This is a genomic window from Flavobacterium salmonis, assembly GCF_903819435.1.
Taxonomy (GTDB): domain Bacteria; phylum Bacteroidota; class Bacteroidia; order Flavobacteriales; family Flavobacteriaceae; genus Flavobacterium; species Flavobacterium chungangense.
Window position 1 is genome coordinate 192,008 of record NZ_CAIJDP010000090.1, and the last position, 19,199, is coordinate 211,206.

General features: G+C 32.6%; 17 protein-coding genes. 13 read left to right on the forward strand and 4 right to left on the reverse strand.

Annotated features, from left to right (window positions below; genetic code table 11):
• Window positions 1-9 precede the first annotated feature (9 nt).
• Together FLACHUCJ7_RS24530 and FLACHUCJ7_RS24535 are read left to right on the forward strand one after the other, a co-directional pair.
• Entirely contained in the window at window positions 10-1,902 is a 1,893-nt protein-coding gene (locus FLACHUCJ7_RS24530; RefSeq protein ID WP_230408907.1) for a DUF4838 domain-containing protein, read from the forward strand.
• A gap of 226 nt (window positions 1,903-2,128) precedes the next feature.
• Window positions 2,129-3,481: a DEAD/DEAH box helicase gene (locus FLACHUCJ7_RS24535; protein WP_078229652.1), complete on the forward strand. Its 1,353-nt coding sequence runs from the start codon at window positions 2,129-2,131 to the stop codon at window positions 3,479-3,481.
• A gap of 56 nt (window positions 3,482-3,537) precedes the next feature.
• Here the strand turns inward: FLACHUCJ7_RS24535 and FLACHUCJ7_RS24540 are convergent, their stop codons facing one another.
• Together FLACHUCJ7_RS24540 and FLACHUCJ7_RS24545 are read right to left on the reverse strand one after the other, a co-directional pair.
• Window positions 3,538-4,047, reverse strand: coding sequence for a hypothetical protein (locus FLACHUCJ7_RS24540; protein ID WP_180910883.1), 510 nt, complete (start codon window positions 4,045-4,047; stop codon window positions 3,538-3,540).
• Window positions 4,048-4,053: 6 nt separating this feature from the next.
• Window positions 4,054-5,163 carry a lactonase family protein gene (locus FLACHUCJ7_RS24545; RefSeq protein ID WP_180910884.1) on the reverse strand — a complete coding sequence of 370 codons (1,110 nt, stop codon included), beginning with the start codon at window positions 5,161-5,163 and terminating at the stop codon, window positions 4,054-4,056.
• Window positions 5,164-5,373: 210 nt separating this feature from the next.
• Here FLACHUCJ7_RS24545 and FLACHUCJ7_RS24550 point away from each other — a divergent pair, with 210 nt between their 5' ends.
• From FLACHUCJ7_RS24550 to FLACHUCJ7_RS24570, 5 genes are all read left to right on the forward strand, one after another.
• Complete coding sequence (locus FLACHUCJ7_RS24550) at window positions 5,374-7,302, forward strand: vWA domain-containing protein (protein ID WP_180910885.1); 1,929 nt, start codon at window positions 5,374-5,376, stop codon at window positions 7,300-7,302.
• Window positions 7,303-7,367: 65 nt separating this feature from the next.
• Window positions 7,368-8,621, forward strand: coding sequence for a dihydroorotase (locus tag FLACHUCJ7_RS24555; protein WP_180910886.1), 1,254 nt, complete (start codon window positions 7,368-7,370; stop codon window positions 8,619-8,621).
• 3 nt (window positions 8,622-8,624) lie between these two features.
• Window positions 8,625-8,951: a membrane protein gene (locus tag FLACHUCJ7_RS24560; protein WP_031454902.1), complete on the forward strand. Its 327-nt coding sequence runs from the start codon at window positions 8,625-8,627 to the stop codon at window positions 8,949-8,951.
• Between the two features lie 70 nt (window positions 8,952-9,021).
• Window positions 9,022-9,666 (forward strand): alpha/beta hydrolase, encoded by a 645-nt coding sequence (locus tag FLACHUCJ7_RS24565; RefSeq protein WP_031454903.1) that lies wholly within the window; start codon window positions 9,022-9,024, stop codon window positions 9,664-9,666.
• Window positions 9,667-9,696: 30 nt separating this feature from the next.
• Window positions 9,697-10,263 (forward strand): hypothetical protein, encoded by a 567-nt coding sequence (locus tag FLACHUCJ7_RS24570; RefSeq protein ID WP_180910887.1) that lies wholly within the window; start codon window positions 9,697-9,699, stop codon window positions 10,261-10,263.
• A gap of 48 nt (window positions 10,264-10,311) precedes the next feature.
• Here the strand turns inward: FLACHUCJ7_RS24570 and FLACHUCJ7_RS24575 are convergent, their stop codons facing one another.
• Entirely contained in the window at window positions 10,312-10,815 is a 504-nt protein-coding gene (locus FLACHUCJ7_RS24575; protein WP_180910888.1) for a hypothetical protein, read from the reverse strand.
• A 13-nt stretch (window positions 10,816-10,828) separates the two neighbouring features.
• On the reverse strand, window positions 10,829-11,593 hold the full coding sequence (locus FLACHUCJ7_RS24580; RefSeq protein WP_180910889.1) for an MBL fold metallo-hydrolase: 765 nt from the start codon (window positions 11,591-11,593) through the stop codon (window positions 10,829-10,831).
• Between the two features lie 91 nt (window positions 11,594-11,684).
• Between FLACHUCJ7_RS24580 and FLACHUCJ7_RS24585 the strand changes: the two genes are divergently transcribed.
• The 6 genes from FLACHUCJ7_RS24585 to FLACHUCJ7_RS24610 all read left to right on the forward strand — a co-directional run bounded on the left by FLACHUCJ7_RS24585 (window position 11,685) and on the right by FLACHUCJ7_RS24610 (window position 19,174).
• Window positions 11,685-13,142, forward strand: a complete 1,458-nt coding sequence (locus tag FLACHUCJ7_RS24585; protein WP_180910890.1) for a TonB-dependent receptor — start codon at window positions 11,685-11,687, stop codon at window positions 13,140-13,142.
• Window positions 13,143-13,283: 141 nt separating this feature from the next.
• Window positions 13,284-13,811, forward strand: a complete 528-nt coding sequence (locus FLACHUCJ7_RS24590) for an NADPH-dependent FMN reductase (RefSeq protein WP_180910891.1) — start codon at window positions 13,284-13,286, stop codon at window positions 13,809-13,811.
• Window positions 13,811-14,791 (forward strand): transglutaminase domain-containing protein, encoded by a 981-nt coding sequence (locus FLACHUCJ7_RS24595; RefSeq protein WP_180910892.1) that lies wholly within the window; start codon window positions 13,811-13,813, stop codon window positions 14,789-14,791. The genes FLACHUCJ7_RS24590 and FLACHUCJ7_RS24595 overlap by 1 nt, the downstream gene beginning before the upstream one ends.
• 90 nt (window positions 14,792-14,881) lie before the next feature.
• The gene (gene pncB, locus FLACHUCJ7_RS24600; RefSeq protein WP_180910893.1) at window positions 14,882-16,054 is read left to right on the forward strand and encodes a nicotinate phosphoribosyltransferase; all 1,173 of its coding nucleotides are present in this window, start codon (window positions 14,882-14,884) and stop codon (window positions 16,052-16,054) included.
• Window positions 16,055-16,219: 165 nt separating this feature from the next.
• Window positions 16,220-18,094: a DNA topoisomerase IV subunit B gene (locus FLACHUCJ7_RS24605; RefSeq protein WP_180910894.1), complete on the forward strand. Its 1,875-nt coding sequence runs from the start codon at window positions 16,220-16,222 to the stop codon at window positions 18,092-18,094.
• 12 nt (window positions 18,095-18,106) lie between these two features.
• Window positions 18,107-19,174, forward strand: a complete 1,068-nt coding sequence (locus FLACHUCJ7_RS24610) for a PDDEXK nuclease domain-containing protein (protein ID WP_180910895.1) — start codon at window positions 18,107-18,109, stop codon at window positions 19,172-19,174.
• The last annotated feature ends 25 nt before the right edge of the window (window positions 19,175-19,199 follow it).

Sequence of the window (19,199 nt, forward strand, 5' to 3'; positions counted from 1 at the left end):
GAAAAAACGTTGCGCTATGCCATTTATACCTTACTGGAAACATGGGGTTTTAGAAAATATACTGCAAAGGACAGTTTTATTCCGAAACTGAAAGAAGTAACATTCCCAAAGAACTTCAATAAAACCTACACACCTTCTTTTGAATATCGCGCTTTATTTTATCCGGATTGTTATGATGAAAATTTTAGAGACTGGCACAAACTGGATTGGCATATTGATGATTTTGGTATTTGGGGACATTCCTTCTATAAATTATTAAGTGCCAAAGAATATTTTAAAAAAAATCCGGCCTTTTTTGCTCTGTACGAAGGTAAACGAAATCCAGCATCATTATGCATGACCAATGATGCTGTAGTCAAAATTGTTTCAAAAAAAATGGCTGACATTATTAGCCAAAATCCTAATGCTCATTTCTTTTCAATAAGCCAGAATGATGATGTTGTGTATTGTGAATGTGATAAATGTAAAATTTTAAATGAAAAACATGGAGGACCGCAAGGATCGTCGTTGTATTACTTTCTAAATAAAATTGCTGTACAATTTCCAAAAACTAAAATAACAACTTTAGCTTATCTTCACACCTATCAGGCTCCAAAAAACATTAAAATTAAACCTAATATTTATACACTTTTTTGCCCAATTGAAATGAATCGTGGAAAAGCTATCGAAGGTACACCAGGCAATAATGACTTTTTGAATAAGCTCCACAAATGGAGTGCTGCTACAGACCATTTATATTTATGGGACTATACGGTTGAATTTACCAATTATCTTTCTCCTTTTCCAAACTTTCATACTTTTTCGGAAAACTATAAATTATACGAACAAAATAAGGTCAAAGGTCTCTTTGTACAGGGTTATGCAGATATTGCAGGAGATTTATATGAGTTGAGACAATATCTTTTAGCAAAAATAATTTGGGACACCAATACTGATGTTGAAGCTGTAACAAATGATTTCCTAAATGGTTTTTATGGCAATGCTTCTCCGTTTGTCAAAAAATATCTTGATTTACTTATGCAAAATCAGAAAAAAAGTAACCGCTATCTGAATATTTATACCAATCCAATAGAAAGTAGGAACACATTTCTCTCTCCAGAAGCAATGGATCAATACGATCAGTTAATAAGTCAGGCTGAAATGATTTCCAAAGATGAGCCTGTAATAGCCAAGAGAATTTTAAAACTGAGATTAGCATTAGAATATGTTTATTTTGAACAGGCAAAGTTCTATAGAAAAGAACCTCACGGAATGTATCAAAAAAACGGAGACTCATTTTCTGTGAGAGATAATCTGGAAAACAGGATTCAGGATTTTGTAAAAAACTGTTCAGATTTCGGAATTTACGAACTCAGTGAAGACGGCTTAAGCCCTGAAGAATATAGAATTCAATGGAACTATATTGCTAAAAATAATGTCACAAAGCATTTAGGAGAAACCCTAAAATACAAATTTGAAACCCAGTCTTCCCAAAATTTTAATGCTAAAAAAGAAAGAGGGCTTAATGATGGAATAAAAGGTTATAAAGATATTAATCTTAACTGGACAGGCTGGTACGGCGAAAATGCCGAAATAAGTATTGATTGTAATAATATAGATTTTAACTCTTTACAATTTCAATGTTTAGAAGATCAGAGACACTGGATATTTTTGCCGAAAAAAAATATTTTGAAGGGCTTTCGAAATCAAAAATGGGAAGTCATCAAAGAACAAAAAAAACAACAATCAACAGAAAATCAAACCACTAATATCAAAGAATACAAGTTTCTCAATATTAATTTTCATGTTTTTGATAAAATAAAAATCATTTTAATTCCGGAACAGAAACTTCCTGTCTGGCGAGAAAGAAAAAATAAAAAGCCAATGCTTATGTTAGATGAAATAGTACTCACACAAAAATAATAAATACCAAAAATATTGAAATCATAGTTTTAATAAAAAATAATTATGTAAAACTTTGCCTCCTTTCAGTGAAGAAGAAATTAAAGTTTTCTGATGCTTATTGTTACGTGTAAAAGCTGCTTAAAATTAAGATTTTAATATTTAAACTTACAATTGATTAACGATGTCTACAGTATTTGTCTGTTATAAGGGGATTTAATACTATCTTTGCAAAAAAATAAGGCAAATGAGCACGTTCGAAAAATTCAATCTTCCAAAATCAGTACAAAAAGCAATCGATGAATTAGGATTTGTTACTCCTACTCCTATTCAGGAAAAATCCTTTGCTGTGATTATGTCAGGCCGCGATATGATGGGGATTGCGCAAACCGGTACGGGTAAAACATTTGCTTACTTATTGCCTCTCTTAAAATTATATAAATTCACCAATACCAATACACCAAAAATCGTGATTCTGGTTCCAACCCGTGAATTAGTGGTTCAGGTGGTAGAAGAAGTTGAAAAACTGACCAAATACATGTCGGTTAAAACATTAGGGATTTTTGGAGGAGTAAATATCAATACACAAAAGAAAGCGGTTTACGAAGGAATCGACATTTTAGTTGGAACACCGGGTAGAACAATGGATTTGGCGCTTGACGCTGTGATTCGTTTTGATGAAACTCAAAAGCTTGTTATTGATGAGTTTGACGAAATGCTGAACTTAGGTTTCCGTACACAATTGACGGCTCTTTTGGCTATGATGAAAACCAAACGCCAAAACATTTTATTCTCTGCAACCATGACAGATGAAGTGGATGCAGTTTTAAATGACTTTTTTGATTTTCCGGAAGAAGTTACGCTTGCAGCTTCAGGAACCCCACTTGAAAAAATCACTCAAATTACCTATAACGTTCCGAATTTCAATACGAAAGTAAATCTTTTGAAACATTTATTAGAAACTGACGAAAGTATGAACCGCGTTTTGGTTTTCGTAAACAATAAAAAGATTTCAGATATGCTTCATACCCGAATCGAAGAAGATTTTGAAGGTCAGTTTGGAGTAATTCACTCTAATAAATCTCAAAATTATCGTTTAAGTACGATGGCCGAATTTCAGGAAGGAAATCTTCGCGGCCTGATCACAACCGATATTATGGCTAGAGGTTTGGATATTTCTGACATCACTCACGTAATCAACTTTGAACTTCCTGAAGAGCCTGAATTGTATATGCACAGAATTGGTCGTACGGGTCGTGCAGACGCAACAGGAACAGCCATCAGTTTTGTTGCTCCAAGAGAAGAAGAATTTAAAATCGAAACAGAACTTTTAATGAATCAGGAACTTAAAATTACCGATTTTCCTGAAGAAGTTGAAATTTCAACCAAGCTGATCGAACCTGAAAAAGACAAACAGCCGATTAAGTTTTTAATGAAAAAAGTAAAACTGGAGGGCGAAGGTGCTTTTCATGAAAAAGCTAAAAAGAACAAGAAGGTCAATTTGGGCGGACCTTCAAAAACGAAAAAGAAAACGCATGGATCTGTTAACAGAAATATGTTGAAAACCAGAGACAAGAAGAGAAAAGATAAGGATAAATAAAAAATTTAAAATTCCAAATTCCAAAGTTATAATGCTTAGAATTTGGAATTTTTATTTTATAATAATTCCAAAATTAGAATTCCAATTGTGGTTGAAGCAAAGATGCTTGACCAAAGCCAAATTTTCTGGTATTTGTCTACACCCAACTCTTCTTTGACAGCATTCTGATTTAATGTTATATATAGAAAGAACATTATACTCCCGCTTATTATTAGTGTCAAAAAATAATTCAAATTTATACTTTCATAATGTGTAGCAAAATCAGATAATAAATTAATCGCAGCGGTGCAGAACGTTAAAATCACAAAAGCCTGTATAAATATCCATGCAAAAACATTTTTGTTCATAAAACCTATTCCGCCAATTAATAGCAATAACCAACGAAAAATATCATAAAATAAAACGTCTTTTTGAGGAATTCCTCCACCAATCATTTTATAAGAATCATAGGTAAACAATTCATGCCAGTGAGAAACCAATAAATCTACATTTTCAAAAATGAAAACAATCGAAATAATTATTAAAATGTAACCTAAATTACTTAAAATTTTAGCAGAAACATTCATATCTATTTACTTAGTAAAAACCAGTCCAACCGGCGAACACAATTCTATTTTCTTTCCAGTATTAGTAAGTTTTCCTGTAACCTTATCCCTTTTAAATATAATAATTTCATTGGTATGCTGATGCCCAACTAAGAGATAATTACCTGTGGGATCAATAGCAAAATCCCTTGGTCCTTTTCCTAACGTACTTTGTTGTTCTACCAATTGGATATTTCCATTTTTAAGAATCTTGTAAACTGAGATATTATTGGCATCTACACGATCTGTTACATATAAAAATTTTCCATCAGGCGAAATTTTAATTGCTGCAGCACCTGTACCTCCTTTAAAATCTTTAGCAAGAATACTGGTTTCGGCAATCTTCTTTAAACTTCCGCTTTTGTCATAGCTAAAAGTCGTCAGCGTTGCATCTAATTCCTGAATTAAGTACATAAATTTACCATCCTTACTAAAAGTTAAATGCCGTGGACCGCTTCCTGCCTTTACATCAACACTTTCCTTTAATTTTAAAATATCGTGTGCCGCACCCGGATTATATGTATAGATAAAAACTTTATCCAAACCTAGATCACTGGCTAAAACAAACTTTTTATCCAGAGAAAAAGCCACCATATGCATATGAGCTTTTTCCTGACGTGCTTCATTTGGTCCTTTGCCTTCATGCTGAATTAATTGCTGCGCTTCTGTAATGCTCCCGTCTGCATTTTTCTTAAATACAGCAATGTTTCCGCCTGAATAATTAGCTGCAATTACATTTTTACTATCATTGATCAAATGACAGGGATCTGCACCTAAAGCATCATTTTTATTTATTAATTTTATTTTACCACTTTTAGAATCGTAACTAAAAGCACTGACAGTACTTTGATTACCATTCTCATTTACAGCATAAACAAATTTATTATCTGCAGAAACTGATAAATAACTTGGACTTACAGCATTTTCTGAAGATTTTTTTAATTTAAAATCCCCTGAGTCAGCATTGAATTCATAAACATAAATTCCTTTACTCTCGCAAGTATTGGTATAGGTTCCTACCAATAAATTAAACTTATTCTGAGCTTTTGAAGAAATAACTGCCAAAGCTGAAAATAATATTAGATACATTCTTTTCATATTATAAAGTGGTTTTTTGAATTAGCTAAAATAGGCAATAATATCTTTTTCGACAGATTTTTCCGTTATAAATGAATTTTGAAAAGTTATATTATTCAAATATCTTTTGAATAAAAAGTTTTGCTTTGCAGGCTTTAACTCTCAACAAATTTGTATTTTTGGCAGGCACATTTGCATACAAATAATATAGTGAAATAAATCAAAGCCTGAATGCATTTTAAAAATCCCGAAATTCTATACTTTCTGTTCTTATTGATTGTTCCAATTTTGGTTCATTTGTTTCAATTACGACGATTTAAAACTTCTTATTTTACCAATGTCCGGTTTTTAAAAGAACTTGCCATTCAAACCCGTAAAAGTTCTAAAATAAAGAAAAGACTATTATTAGCAACACGTTTACTATTACTAACTTGTGTTATTCTGGCTTTTGCACAGCCTTTTTTTGAAGCAATTGACAGTAAAAATTCAGCAAACGAAATGTACATTGTCCTTGATAATTCCTTTAGCATGCAGGCCAAAGGGAAAAAAGGTGAATTATTAAAACGTGCTGTTCAGGAACTTTTAGAAAACACACCAGAAACTGCTAAATTTTCACTGCTAACCAATACCGAAAACTTTTGGAACACAGATATTAAATCGGCTAAAAGTTCACTGCAGAATCTAAAATATAGTGCAACTCCATTTGAACTTTCAGCAATAACTGCGAAGATAAAAGCACACAAATCGGCAAATAAAAAAGATATTGTCATTATTACGGATGCTGTTGGTTTAGCCGAAAAAGATGTGAAAAATATCGATTTTGACGAGAAACCCTATTTTATAATTCCGGAAGCAGAACAAAAAAACAACATTTCAATCGACAGTGTTTTTATCAACCAGACTTTAGAAAATTTCTACGAAATAGGAATTAAATTATCAGCATACGGCGAAGATTTTAAACCCGTTTCGATGGCCTTGTACAATCAGAAAAAGCTTATTGCTAAAACGATTATTAATTTTGATTCAAAGAAAAAGAAAGTCAATTTCACGATTCCAAAAGAAGCTTTTCATGGTTATGTAGTGATTGAAGATAACGGTCTTTCTTATGACAATACACTTTTTTTCAGTATTTCGAAAGCTAAAAAAACAAATGTTATTAGCATCGGAGAACCAGAAAAAAGCAATTTCTTATCCAGGATTTATACTCCTGCAGAATTCAATTACAACAATTACTCCATCAGTTCTTTAGATTACAATAGCTTAGAAAAGCAAAACACTATAATTCTGAATGAATTAACTGAAATTCCACAGGCCTTGCAGACGACTTTAAAAGCTTTTGTTTCAAAAGGCGGTAATCTGGTTGTTATTCCTTCTGAAAAAAGTTCAGTTTCAAATCTGAATACTTTTTTAGCAAATTTTGGAAAAATTCAATTCAACAATCTAAAAACAGAAAGTAAACAAATTACGAAAATCAATTTCGACCATCCTCTTTTTTCAGGTGTTTTTGAAAATAAAATAACGAATTTCCAGTATCCAAAAACAAATTCCTCTTTTGATATTTCAAGTCCGTACCCGGCAGTTTTATCTTATGAAGATCAAAGTCCTTTTGTAAGCATGCTTCAGAATCCGGTTGCAGGAATTACTGTTTTTTCAGCTCCTGTAAATTCAGGGAATTCTAATTTTCAGCAATCTCCGCTAATAGTTCCCTTATTTTATAAAATGGGGCAAAACAATCAAAAAACAGGTGTAAACGCCCTGACAATTGGTAATAATCAGCCTTATTTTGTGGATGTTTTACTAAGCAAAGATGCCATCTTAGAAGTTAAAGGAACAGAAGATTCATTTATTCCAATTCAGCAAATATTGAATAATAAGGTTAAACTAACTTTCAATGATTTTCCGGACACAGCTGGAAATTACAGCGTTTTTGATAAAAAAGAATCAGTTGAAAACCTGAGTTTCAATTACAACCGAAGTGAAAGCGACCTGAGTCAGGTAAACACAAATGTAGTTTCAGATTTTAAAACTGCTGATACAATTTCAACCATTTTCAACACCTTACAAACTGAACGCACAGACAGCCAAATCTGGAAATGGTTTGTTATCTTTGCACTGTTATTTTTAGCATTAGAAATGGCCATTATAAAATTTGTAAAATAGATTCCATTTTTTCTAAAAGGACTTACTTTTTACAAAATCATTTTACGACAAAAAAATATCTACATATGAAAATAATCATCAGAAGCGCCAAAATTATCGATTCAAAAAGTCCGTTTCACAACCAGACTGTTGATCTTTTAATTGCAGATGGTTTAATTGAAAAAATAGGAACATCCATTCTTGACATTGATGACACAACAGAAGTTAAGTTTGATAATTTACATCTTTCCCAAGGTTGGTTTGACAGCAGTGTTTCGTTTGGAGAACCGGGTTACGAAGACAGAGAAACTATCGCAAATGGGTTGAATGTTGCAGCAAAAAGCGGATTTACAGCTATTGCTTTACAACCCAACTCCTTTCCTGTAATTGATAATCAATCACAGGTGAATTTTGTAAAAAATAAAGCAAATGGTTTTGCCACAGAACTCTTTCCTATTGGTGCTTTAACCAAAGCCAGTGAAGGAAAAGATATGGCCGAATTGTTTGATATGAAAAAATCGGGAGCCATCGCTTTTGGAGATTACAATAAAAGTCTTGACAATGCCAATCTGCTAAAAATCGCCTTACAATATGTTCAGGATTTTGATGGTCTGGTAATTGCATATTCCCAGGATGCTAATATAAAAGGAAATGGAGTAGCAAATGAAGGAATTGTTTCAACCAGATTAGGTTTAAAAGGAATTCCAAATCTGGCCGAAGAATTGCAAATCGCCCGAAATTTATTTTTACTGGAATACACGGGAGGCAAACTTCACATTCCAACCATTTCTACAGCAAAATCAGTTCAATTGATTAGAGAAGCAAAAGCGAAAGGCTTAAACGTAACCTGCAGTGCATCTGTCCATCATTTGGTTTTAACCGATGAAAAACTGGACGGTTTTGATACACGTTTTAAAGTCACTCCGCCACTAAGAACCGAACTTGACAGACAAGCATTACTTAACGGAATCGCAGATGGAACAATTGATTTAATTACATCTGACCACAATCCAATTGATATTGAATTTAAAAAAATGGAATTTGATACTGCCAAAAACGGAACTATTGGCTTAGAAAGTTCTTTTGGAGCTTTATTGACGGTTTTGCCTTTAGAAACTGTAATTTCAAAATTAACTTCAGGAAGAGAAGTGTTCGGTTTAGAAAGTAATACAATCAAAGAGGGTGGAAAAGCTAATTTCACATTTTTTACTCCGGAAAGAAAATCGACTTTTACAAAAGAAAACATCCTTTCAAAATCTAAAAATTCTGCTTTTTTAGGAACTGAAATCACAGGTTCTGTTTATGGAATATTAAATCAAAATCAACTTATTACAAAATAAAAAATGAATAATACAGTCGAAGAAGGAAAACCAATTGCTATTACAAGTTATATTCTAATTATTGGCGTTTTGATTGCCATGAGTATGAATTCTGAAAATAAAAACAGCTTTGCTTCTTTTCATATCCGCCAGGCCGCAGGTTTATCAATTACTTTTATTTCCCTGGCCTTAATTATCAGTCCTTTCGACAGTTTTTTTATCACTTTCCCCATGTGGATTTTTGTATCTGTTTTATGGGCTTACGGAATTTTCAGTGCTATTCAGGGCCACACAAGACCAATGCCTTTGGTTGGCGGACTTTTCCAGAAATGGCTTAAAAGTATCGGGTAAACAGAATATCAAAATTAAAAACCGGATTTCGAACCCAACTGAAGCATAAAACTATAATACTTACAAAAAAATGAATCTATCTTTAGAATATAAAATACAAACCCCAAAAGTAATCCTGGACAAAAACCCTGTATTGCTATTATTACACGGATACGGCAGTAACGAAGCCGATCTGTTTTCGTTTGCTACTGAACTTCCTGATAATTATTACATTATTTCAGCAAGAGCACCTTATGATTTACAATATGGTGCCTATGCCTGGTATGCCATTAATTTTGACGCTGATCAGAATAAATTTTCAGACAATGAACAAGCCAAAACCTCACGAGATATAATTGCAAATTTTATAGATGAATTAATTGCGAATTATCCTATTGATCCAAATAATGTGACTTTAGTAGGATTCAGTCAGGGTTCGATTTTAAGTTATTCAGTAGCACTTTCTTATCCTGAAAAAATTCAGAGAGTGGTAGCAATGAGTGGCTATTTTAATGCAGAAATTATTAAGGAAGATTTCGAGAAAAACGATTTTAAAAACCTGACAATATTCGCTTCGCATGGAACTGTCGATCAGGTCATTCCAATAGATTGGGCCAGAAAAACACCGGCTATTTTAGAAAATTTAAATATTCCTGTTACTTATAAGGAATATCCTGTTGGACATGGCGTGGCTCCGCAAAATTTCTTTGATTTTAAGAATTGGCTGAAAAATTAGCCCTAATAAGCAATTTGCAAGAAATACATTATGAGTAATTATAACATTATTAATTCCAGAAATATTTTTATAATTACTCTTATTGTCATCCCGTTAACTATTTTATCCGTTTGGATTTTAGGTTTAGGATTTGATAATTCACTCTTCAAAAATTCATTAATCTCTACCTCGATTTTATCTCTTTCTTTCTTTTTGTTTATCTCAATCGGATTATATAAAGGAATTAAAATCAAACATAATTTAGGAGAACTCGAACAGGAAAATATATTTTTTCAAAAAAACATGGCTGTTGAAACTGATATTCCGGAGGTTGGAGATGGAATTATTGAAATTATATTTAGTATAATTTTATGGCTGATTGTTTCTATGGTAGCCAGCTATTTACTTTGGGCTTTTGAAACTATATTATGGATTACAATCTTAAATTTTATCGGAATACTGTATTGGATTTTTTTCAGGGCATTGAGACTCGTTTTTAAAAAATCATCTGTTTGTAAAAGTAATTTTTCAAAAAGTATTTTATATGGCTTTAGTTTTACTATAATCTATAACTTCTGGATTTATGCCATCATTTTTATGACTCATCATGTTTTCTAATTCAAATAGAATTTTGTTGTCAAAAAAAAAAAATAGGATTAAAAAATCCTATTTTTGATATAACCAGTTCTGATTTACCTCAAAAGTTATATTTTCCTTATCATCAACAAAGTATTTCAGCAATACCTCTCCCCATAATTCGCCGTTGCTATAATCAGCAATTATCCATCTGTGATTTAATATTTTAACCTTATTAATAATAAATTTGTTCGAACCAATTTTATCCTGTCCTGTATAAGGATTCCCATTTGGATTTGCATTTAAGTCCAGTAATTTTTCAGTAACGACCGGAATCAGTTTTTCATATAAAATTACTTTTCCACCTGTTGCACTGTTATCAAAATAATTTTGGGCGTTTTCATTGTTTTCCAACGAAAAATAATTTGATTCTGCCAGTTTTGTCGAAACTGTAGTTATGCTGTCTCTAAGCTTTTTGGTCGTTTTATCATATCTGTCCTTCTCAAATTTTATTTCTCTGCTGTAAAACATGTAAGTAAAAACATTCATTAGGATTGCTAATAAAAAAAGATAAAGCATTAAGGATTTCTTCATTTTGTAGGTATAATTAAATTGTAATTTCTAAGTTATCATAAGCAAGGAAAACATTCTCAGGAAGTTGATTCTGGACTTCTTCATGAAATCCCAAAACATGGCTAATATGCGTCAAATAAGCTTTTTCAGGTTTTACTAAATTGATAAAATCAAGTGCTTCCTGCAAATTAAAATGGGTATCATGGGGTTCTACGCGCAAAGCATTTACAACCAAAACTTTCAGGTTTTTTAATTTCTCAATTTCAGTCTTTTCGATGGTTTTTACATCTGTCAAATAAGCAAAATCATCTATTCTGTATCCAAAAACCTGTAAATCTCCGTGCATTACATTTATCGGGACAGCCATTTTATCACCAATTGCAAAAGGTTTGTCATTGATTACTTCAATAGTTTTTACACTTGGTGCTCCTGGATATTTATTTACAGTTTCAAAAACATAATCAAAACGGCGTTTAAGATTATCAATCACACGCTGATGTGCGTAAACAGGAATTTCACCTTGTCTGAAATTATACGGACGAATATCATCCAATCCAGCTGTATGATCAGCATGCTCATGTGTAAATAAAATGGCATCAAGTTTTCGACAGCCGCAGGAAAGCATTTGCTGTCTGAAATCAGGACCGCAATCTACAACATACGAATGTTCGTCCCATGTGATCCAAATAGACACACGAAGCCTTTTATCTTTAGCATCTGTGCTTTTGCAAACAGGGTGATCAATCCCAATAATGGGAATACCTTGAGAAGTACCGGTACCTAAAAAATAGATCTTCAATTGAACTTGTTTTTTTTACAAAAATAGGGATTATTTCTCTTTCATTAGAACGCTAATTTACTAACTTTGTAACAAATCTATTTAAAATAAAATGGGTACAGAAATAAAACTCAAAGGTGACAAGGTCATCGCTCAGATTCCTTCTATCAAAGACAAAGCGCTACGCATTAATTTAAACGAGAATATTTACGGAACTTTTGCTGAAATTGGCGCTGGACAAGAAACAGTTAGACATTTTTTCAGATCCGGAGGTTCATCAGGAACAATTGCAAAAGCAATGTCTGCTTATGATAAAGATTTTAGTGATGCTGTTTACGGAACTGAAAGTGACGGACGCTACGTAACTGAAAACCGACTCAAAAAAATGTTAACCTTTGAAGGGGAACTGATTGAAGAACGTTTAAGCAGAGAAAAACACCCAAACAAACTTTTTTTTAGTTACGCCAACACTGTTGCCACTATAGATTTTGCCAAACAATTTAAAGGTCACGGCTGGGTTGGAATACGATATCAGATTGAACCAGACGAGGCTTACAACGAAATTATTCTGCATATTCGTTTTAAAGAAACTGACGCCCGATTACAACAGGAAACACTTGGAATCCTAGGCGTTAATTTAATTTACGGCGCATTCTACAAATACAATGATCCTAAACGATTACTTCGTTATTTATACGATCACTTAGATAAAGATCAGCTGGAAATAGACACTATTAATTTCTCAGGACCTCGTTTTGCAGATGTTGATAATCGTTTGATGAGTTTGCAACTGGTTAAAAATGGTATGACAGATGCCGTAATGTTTAATCCTGAAGGAAAAAACGTTTTACCGGCTGCCGTTTTATACAAAAAAAATCTTCTTGCCTTTAGAGGAAGTTTCCGTCCGGTTACCAATGTAAATCTTGATATGTATGAGAAATCATTAAAAATGTTTCTCGAAGAAAATAAGGTTGAAAAAGATAATACTTTAGTAGTTTTTGAAATTACACTTTCAAATTTACGATCAGATGGTGAAATTGATGAGCGTGATTTTATGGACAGAGCTGAATTACTTTGTTCATTAGGCCAAACCGTTATGATTTCTAATTTTCAGGAATACTATAAAGTCGTTGAATATTTCTCTAATTATACCAAAGCTCGTATGGGACTTGCAATGGGCGTGAATAATTTGGTTGATATATTTGATGAGAAGTATTACCGTCATTTAAGTGGCGGAATCCTTGAAGCTTTTGGAAAATTATTCTATCGTGATATGAAAGTATTTTTATATCCAATGTTGGGTGAAAATGGAGAAATTATCACTTCTGAAAACTTAAAAGTACATCCTAGAATGAAGGAATTATATAAATTCTTTAAATTCAACGGAAAAGTAGTCGATATTGTAGATTATAATCCTAATATTTTAAATGTATTCTCTCGCGAAGTTTTAAAAATGATTAGTCATGGAACATCCGGCTGGGAACCTATGCTTCCATCAGGAGTTGCTGAAATTATCAAAGAGCATCACCTTTTTGGGTATCATCCACAAAAGGAATTAAAGCAGAATTAAGCCAAATTTTATTGATTCAAATCCTAAAAAGTCCAAAAAAGAGCGATTCTTTTTTGGACTTTTATTTTACCGAACTTATTTCCTTTAAGCCGTTTTTGATTATAATTTAATTTCATTACTTTTAATAAAAATTAAAAAAACATGAAAATTATAGCCTTTGCAGGAAGCAACAGCCAACAGTCGATCAATAAACATTTAGCAAGTTATGCTGCAAATCAATTTGAAAATGCCGAAGTAGAAGTTTTAGATTTGAATGATTTCGCAATGCCTGTATTTAGTGTTGATTTAGAAAAAGAAATTGGCCAGCATGAAATTGCAAAATCATTTCTGAAAAAAATCGAAAGCGCTGATATTTTGGTTGTTTCTTTGGCTGAAAATAATGGCAATTATTCTGCTGCCTTTAAAAACGTATTCGATTGGAGCTCCAGAGTTATCAAGGATGTTTTTCAGCAAAAACCAATGCTTTTGATGGCAACTTCTCCTGGAGCAAGAGGCGGGGCTTCGGTTTTAGAAATTGCAAAAACCGCTTTCCCAAGATATGGCGCTCAGGTAAAAGGTCTTTTTTCACTTCCTTCTTTCAATTCAAACTTTGATTTAGAAAAAAATGAAATCTCAAATCCGGAATTTGATCATGAACTAAAAACAATTGTAAAAAACAGTTTCAATTAATGAAAATAAAACAAATAGTTTTAGCCTTTATTTTTTTTAATGCCATTTTCCTGCACACCTCCTATTCTCAAAAATATAGTGCTGTTGATAATATCGTTTTAAAATATCCTAAAAACTTTAGTAGTACACAAGAATTAGCTGAAAGAATCGAAAAAGATTTCAAATCAGATTATGACAAAGCAAGAGCTATTTACAGTTGGATGGCTTTTAATATAAAATATAATTTTAATGCTTTTTTAAATCCGTCAAAAACACAAAGTTTCTCTTATCGCACGGAAGACGAAAAACAACGAAAAATACAAGAATTTAATACTCAAATACTTCAAAAAACATTCAAATCTGAAAAAGCAGTTTGCGAAGGTTTTACACTTTTATTTCAGCATTTAGCTTCATTAGTTGGAATTAAATCACAAATTATTAAAGGGGATTCGAAAACAAAATTAGTTGATATAGGCCGAAAAAATACCTCTTCAAATCACGCCTGGAATACAGCTTTAATTGATGGAAAATGGCGTTTAATTGATGTGACCTGGGGACAAGGATATTATGACAATAATAAAGGTAAAATGGTAAAAGATTTTGACCCTGTTTATTTTGATACAGAACCCGATTACTTTTTCGCAAAACATTTTCCTGACTCCGGATCTTTTCTTGGCGAAAAATTAAACAAAGATGACTTTTTAAACGGACCTTTAATTTATAACAGAGCAATTGCCGGGGATAATAAAATAATCGCACCGAAATCTGGAATAATTGAAGTCAATAGTGGTGATAAAATAACTTTTTTGATCAAAAATATTTCAAAATCTGATCCCTTTTATTATTTAAACAAAAAGAACCAACCCGTTCGGGTAGTAAATTCAAAAGAAAAAAAAGGTGGCTTAGAATTTCAGATTACTTTTGATAAAACTATCGGGGATTATATTACATTTTATCTGGATACAAATAGTATTGCTTCCTTTAAAGTAATTTCTAAGTAGTTATTGTTTCATCGCTAACTATATCTCTTTCTTATTTTACGGAATTAGCGTAACTTAGCAATTAGTGATAAAACATTAACGGCCTGAATTATGGAAACAACTTTTTTAAAATCAATCTTAGATAATGATTTCTATAAATTTACAATGCAGCATGCCGTAATCAGGCTTTTTCCAAAAGCAAAAGTCCGTTATGGTTTTATCAATCGTGGCAAGCATGTTTTTCCTGCTGGTTTTGCAGATTTAATTCGCCGTTCTGTAGATGCAATGGCAGATCTTCGTTTAACGAAAGAAGAAAAAAGTTATCTGACACATTATTGCCCTTACCTTGATCCAACTTATTTAGATTTTCTGCAGGGATATAGTTTTGATCCGTCTGAAGTGCATATTACACAAGAAGGTTCTGATATAAAAATTACAATAGAAGGTTTTTGGTACCGGACAATTTTATGGGAAGTGCCTTTGATGTCTTTAATCTCAGAGCTTTTTTATAAATCAAATCATTTAATTCGCTTAAATGATGATGCTATAAAAAAAGTGACCAAAAACAAAATTGACAATTACAATAAACTCGGAGTTTCAATTTTAGAATTTGGTACAAGACGCCGTCATTCTTATCAAGTACACGAATTAGTTAATGAAACACTGAGAACGTATGGTGGGCAAAGCTTCATGGGAACTAGTAATGTGCATTTTGCAATGATTAACAACCGCAGACCTTTAGGAACGCACGCCCATGAATGGTTTATGTTTCATGCTGCACAATATGGCTTTAAAATGGCTAATTCAATTAGTCTGGAACATTGGACACAAGTTTACGGAGGGGACCTGGGAATTGCGCTCACCGACACATACACAACAAATATATTTTTTAGTCAATTTGATAAAAAATACTCCAAACTTTTTGATGGTGTACGACATGATAGCGGAGACCCAATTGAATTTGCACAAAAAGTAATTTTTCATTATACCAAAATGGGAATTGACCCAAAATCGAAAGCAATTGTTTTCTCAGATTCTCTCAATTTTGACAAAGTGAAAATCATAGCAGATTTTTGCAGAGATAAAATCAGAATGTCTTTTGGAATCGGAACTAATTTTACCAATGATGTCGGCCTGCCATCGATGAATATGGTCATTAAATTAGCCGAAACAAAACCGGATCATGCAAGCTGGCAAGGCGTTGTAAAACTCTCTGACGAAAAAAACAAAAACACGGGAACACCTGAAATGATTGCTTTGGCAAAACAAGTTCTCGGCATCTGACTTTGATTTTTTTGGTTTCAAAACCAATTTTTCATATTTTTAACGGTTCCTCTTTTTCAGAATCAATAAATTACTTTTTTTAGGCATTTTATTGATAACTTTAAAATAATACGCTTTCATTTTTTATGCAGAAATGGTACATTAGCCAAAAATCCAAATTCATTTATGCTAGAGCAAAATCAATATAACGAAGATAATATTAGATCACTCGATTGGAAAGAGCATATTCGTATGCGCCCCGGAATGTATATCGGAAAATTGGGAGACGGATCATCACCGGATGATGGTATTTATATTCTTTTAAAAGAGGTTTTAGACAACTGTATCGATGAGTTCGTAATGGGCTCAGGAAAAACTATTGAAGTGAGTATCAAAGACAAAACGGTTTCAGTTCGTGATTACGGACGTGGAATTCCATTGGGTAAAGTGGTTGATGTGGTTTCGAAAATGAATACGGGTGGAAAGTATGATTCTAAAGCTTTCCAGAAATCAGTTGGTCTGAACGGTGTCGGAACAAAGGCAGTTAATGCATTGTCCAACTATTTTCGGGTAGAATCAGTTCGTGACGACAAACAAAAAGCAGCTGAATTCTCTGCCGGAAATTTAGTTCAGGAAGAAGACATTATCGATACTACGAAACGAAAAGGAACGAAAGTTACTTTTACGCCAGATGAAACGATCTTCAAAAACTATAAATTCCGTATGGAATATGTGATTAAAATGGTTAAAAATTATTGTTACTTAAACAATGGTTTAACTATTATTTTCAACGGAGAAAAATATATTTCTGAGAATGGTCTTCGTGATTTATTGGAAGAAACGATTAGTGAAGAAGACTTGGAATATCCAATCATTCATTTGAAAGATCATGATATCGAAATCGCTTTAACGCACAGTAAAACACAATACAGCGAAGAATATCACTCTTTTGTAAATGGTCAGAATACTACACAGGGTGGAACGCACTTAGCCGCATATCGTGAAGCAATTGTAAAAACGATTCGTGAGTTTTATAACAAAAATTTCGAAGCTTCCGATGTTCGTAAATCGATTGTGAGTGCAATTAGCATTAAAGTGATGGAACCCGTTTTTGAGTCTCAGACCAAAACTAAACTGGGTTCGACAGATATGGGTTCTGATGACGGAACACCGGCAGTTTCTGTTCGTACTTTTGTAAACGATTTTGTTAAGAACAAATTAGACAATTACTTACACAAAAATCCGCCAACAGCAGAAGCATTATTACGCAAGATTCTACAGGCTGAACGCGAAAGAAAAGAATTATCAGGGATTCGTAAATTGGCTACAGATCGTGCTAAAAAAGCCAATCTTCACAATAAAAAATTAAGAGACTGCCGTGCACATCTTCCGGATACAAAAAATCCTCGAAATTTAGAAAGCACACTTTTTATTACCGAGGGAGATTCGGCTTCCGGATCAATTACCAAGTCGCGTGACGTAAATACACAAGCCGTTTTTAGTTTACGTGGTAAGCCTTTGAACTCCTACGGAATGACAAAGAAAATTGTGTATGAAAATGAAGAATTCAATTTACTGCAAGCTGCTTTGGATATCGAAGACGGACTCGAAAAACTGCGTTACAACAACATCGTAATCGCAACCGATGCCGATGTCGACGGAATGCATATTCGTTTATTATTAATTACTTTCTTTTTACAGTTTTTTCCTGAATTAATCAAAGAAGGGCATTTGTATATTTTACAAACACCGCTTTTCAGGGTTCGTAACAAAAAAGAAACTATTTACTGTTATTCTGAAGAAGAAAGAAAAGATGCCATCGAAAAATTAAAACCAAAGCCTGAAATTACCCGATTTAAAGGTTTGGGAGAGATTTCTCCGGATGAGTTTAAAAATTTCATTGGAGAAACGATTCGCCTGGATCCAATTATGATGGATAAAAACACTTCGATTGAGCAATTATTGTCTTTCTACATGGGGAAAAATACGCCGGACAGACAAGAGTTTATTATCAAAAATTTGAAGGTGGAGTTGGATACTATTGAAGATGCTGCTATTTAAAAAAACATAATATTGTCAAACGATCTTCAAAATAAAATTATATTTAAGCAAGTAGTCGAGTTACTTCAAAATGCCCGACAACAAGTTTTGCGTACAGTAAATTCAACGATGACAGCTACCTACTATGGAATTGGAAAAATCATTGTTGAGGAAGAACAGAATGGAAAGGATCGAGCTGAATATGGAAAACAGTTATTAAAAGGACTTTCTGAAAAATTGACAAGGGAATTTGGTAAAGGATTTTCGATTAGAAATTTAGAATTTATAAGGAAATTTTATTTAACATATTCAAATTCCGTAACACTGACTCGAATTTTAGAAAATCAAAATGCCACATCACTTGAAGAAGATTTGAAAATTGAAAAAACGAAATCACTGATTTCGTTTTTCCAATTAACTTGGACTCACTACATTTTTTTGATGGGAATTGATGACGAAAAAGAAAGGCGCTTTTACGAAATAGAATCAGAAAAGTATAATTGGAGTGTTCGGGAATTAAAACGTCAGTACGATTCGGCACTTTATACTCGATTAACTTTAAGCAGGGATAAAGAAGGAATTCTAAAACTTTCGGAAGAAGGTCAAATTATTGAAAAGCCAAAAGACATTATTAAAGATCCTTACATCCTTGAATTTTTAGGTTTACCCGAATTACATCAATATTCGGAATCTCAATTAGAAGAGGAAATAATAAATAAATTAGAACATTTTTTATTAGAATTAGGTCATGGTTTTACTTTCGTAGCAAGACAAAACAGAATTACTTTTGATGATAAACATTTCAGAATTGATTTAGTTTTCTACAATAGAATATTAAGATGTTTTGTTCTTATTGATTTGAAAATAGGAGAATTAAAACATCAGGATTTAGGGCAGATGCAAATGTATGTCAATTATTATGACAGAGAGATTCGTTTGGAAGACGAAAATAAAAGCATAGGAATTGTGCTTTGTCAGAACAAAAGTGAAGCAGTTGTAAAATACACTTTACCAGAAAATAACGAACAAATTTTTGCAAGTAAATATAAAACGGTTTTACCAAGCGTTGAAGTTTTAAAACAACTCATCGAAAACAAATAATATTAAAATTATAATTTCGAATATA

What these genes read in the sequence shown, in the direction of transcription:
- FLACHUCJ7_RS24535 (WP_078229652.1), top strand. Translation starts at nt 2,129, where the DNA reads ATGAGCACGTTCGAAAAATTCAATCTTCCAAAATCAGTACAAAAAGCA.
- FLACHUCJ7_RS24540 (WP_180910883.1), bottom strand. Translation starts at nt 4,047, where the DNA reads ATGAATGTTTCTGCTAAAATTTTAAGTAATTTAGGTTACATTTTAATA.
- FLACHUCJ7_RS24545 (WP_180910884.1), bottom strand. Translation starts at nt 5,163, where the DNA reads ATGAAAAGAATGTATCTAATATTATTTTCAGCTTTGGCAGTTATTTCT.
- FLACHUCJ7_RS24550 (WP_180910885.1), top strand. Translation starts at nt 5,374, where the DNA reads ATGCATTTTAAAAATCCCGAAATTCTATACTTTCTGTTCTTATTGATT.
- FLACHUCJ7_RS24555 (WP_180910886.1), top strand. Translation starts at nt 7,368, where the DNA reads ATGAAAATAATCATCAGAAGCGCCAAAATTATCGATTCAAAAAGTCCG.
- FLACHUCJ7_RS24560 (WP_031454902.1), top strand. Translation starts at nt 8,625, where the DNA reads ATGAATAATACAGTCGAAGAAGGAAAACCAATTGCTATTACAAGTTAT.
- FLACHUCJ7_RS24565 (WP_031454903.1), top strand. Translation starts at nt 9,022, where the DNA reads ATGAATCTATCTTTAGAATATAAAATACAAACCCCAAAAGTAATCCTG.
- FLACHUCJ7_RS24570 (WP_180910887.1), top strand. Translation starts at nt 9,697, where the DNA reads ATGAGTAATTATAACATTATTAATTCCAGAAATATTTTTATAATTACT.
- FLACHUCJ7_RS24575 (WP_180910888.1), bottom strand. Translation starts at nt 10,815, where the DNA reads ATGAAGAAATCCTTAATGCTTTATCTTTTTTTATTAGCAATCCTAATG.
- FLACHUCJ7_RS24585 (WP_180910890.1), top strand. Translation starts at nt 11,685, where the DNA reads ATGGGTACAGAAATAAAACTCAAAGGTGACAAGGTCATCGCTCAGATT.
- FLACHUCJ7_RS24590 (WP_180910891.1), top strand. Translation starts at nt 13,284, where the DNA reads ATGAAAATTATAGCCTTTGCAGGAAGCAACAGCCAACAGTCGATCAAT.
- FLACHUCJ7_RS24595 (WP_180910892.1), top strand. Translation starts at nt 13,811, where the DNA reads ATGAAAATAAAACAAATAGTTTTAGCCTTTATTTTTTTTAATGCCATT.
- pncB (WP_180910893.1), top strand. Translation starts at nt 14,882, where the DNA reads ATGGAAACAACTTTTTTAAAATCAATCTTAGATAATGATTTCTATAAA.
- FLACHUCJ7_RS24605 (WP_180910894.1), top strand. Translation starts at nt 16,220, where the DNA reads ATGCTAGAGCAAAATCAATATAACGAAGATAATATTAGATCACTCGAT.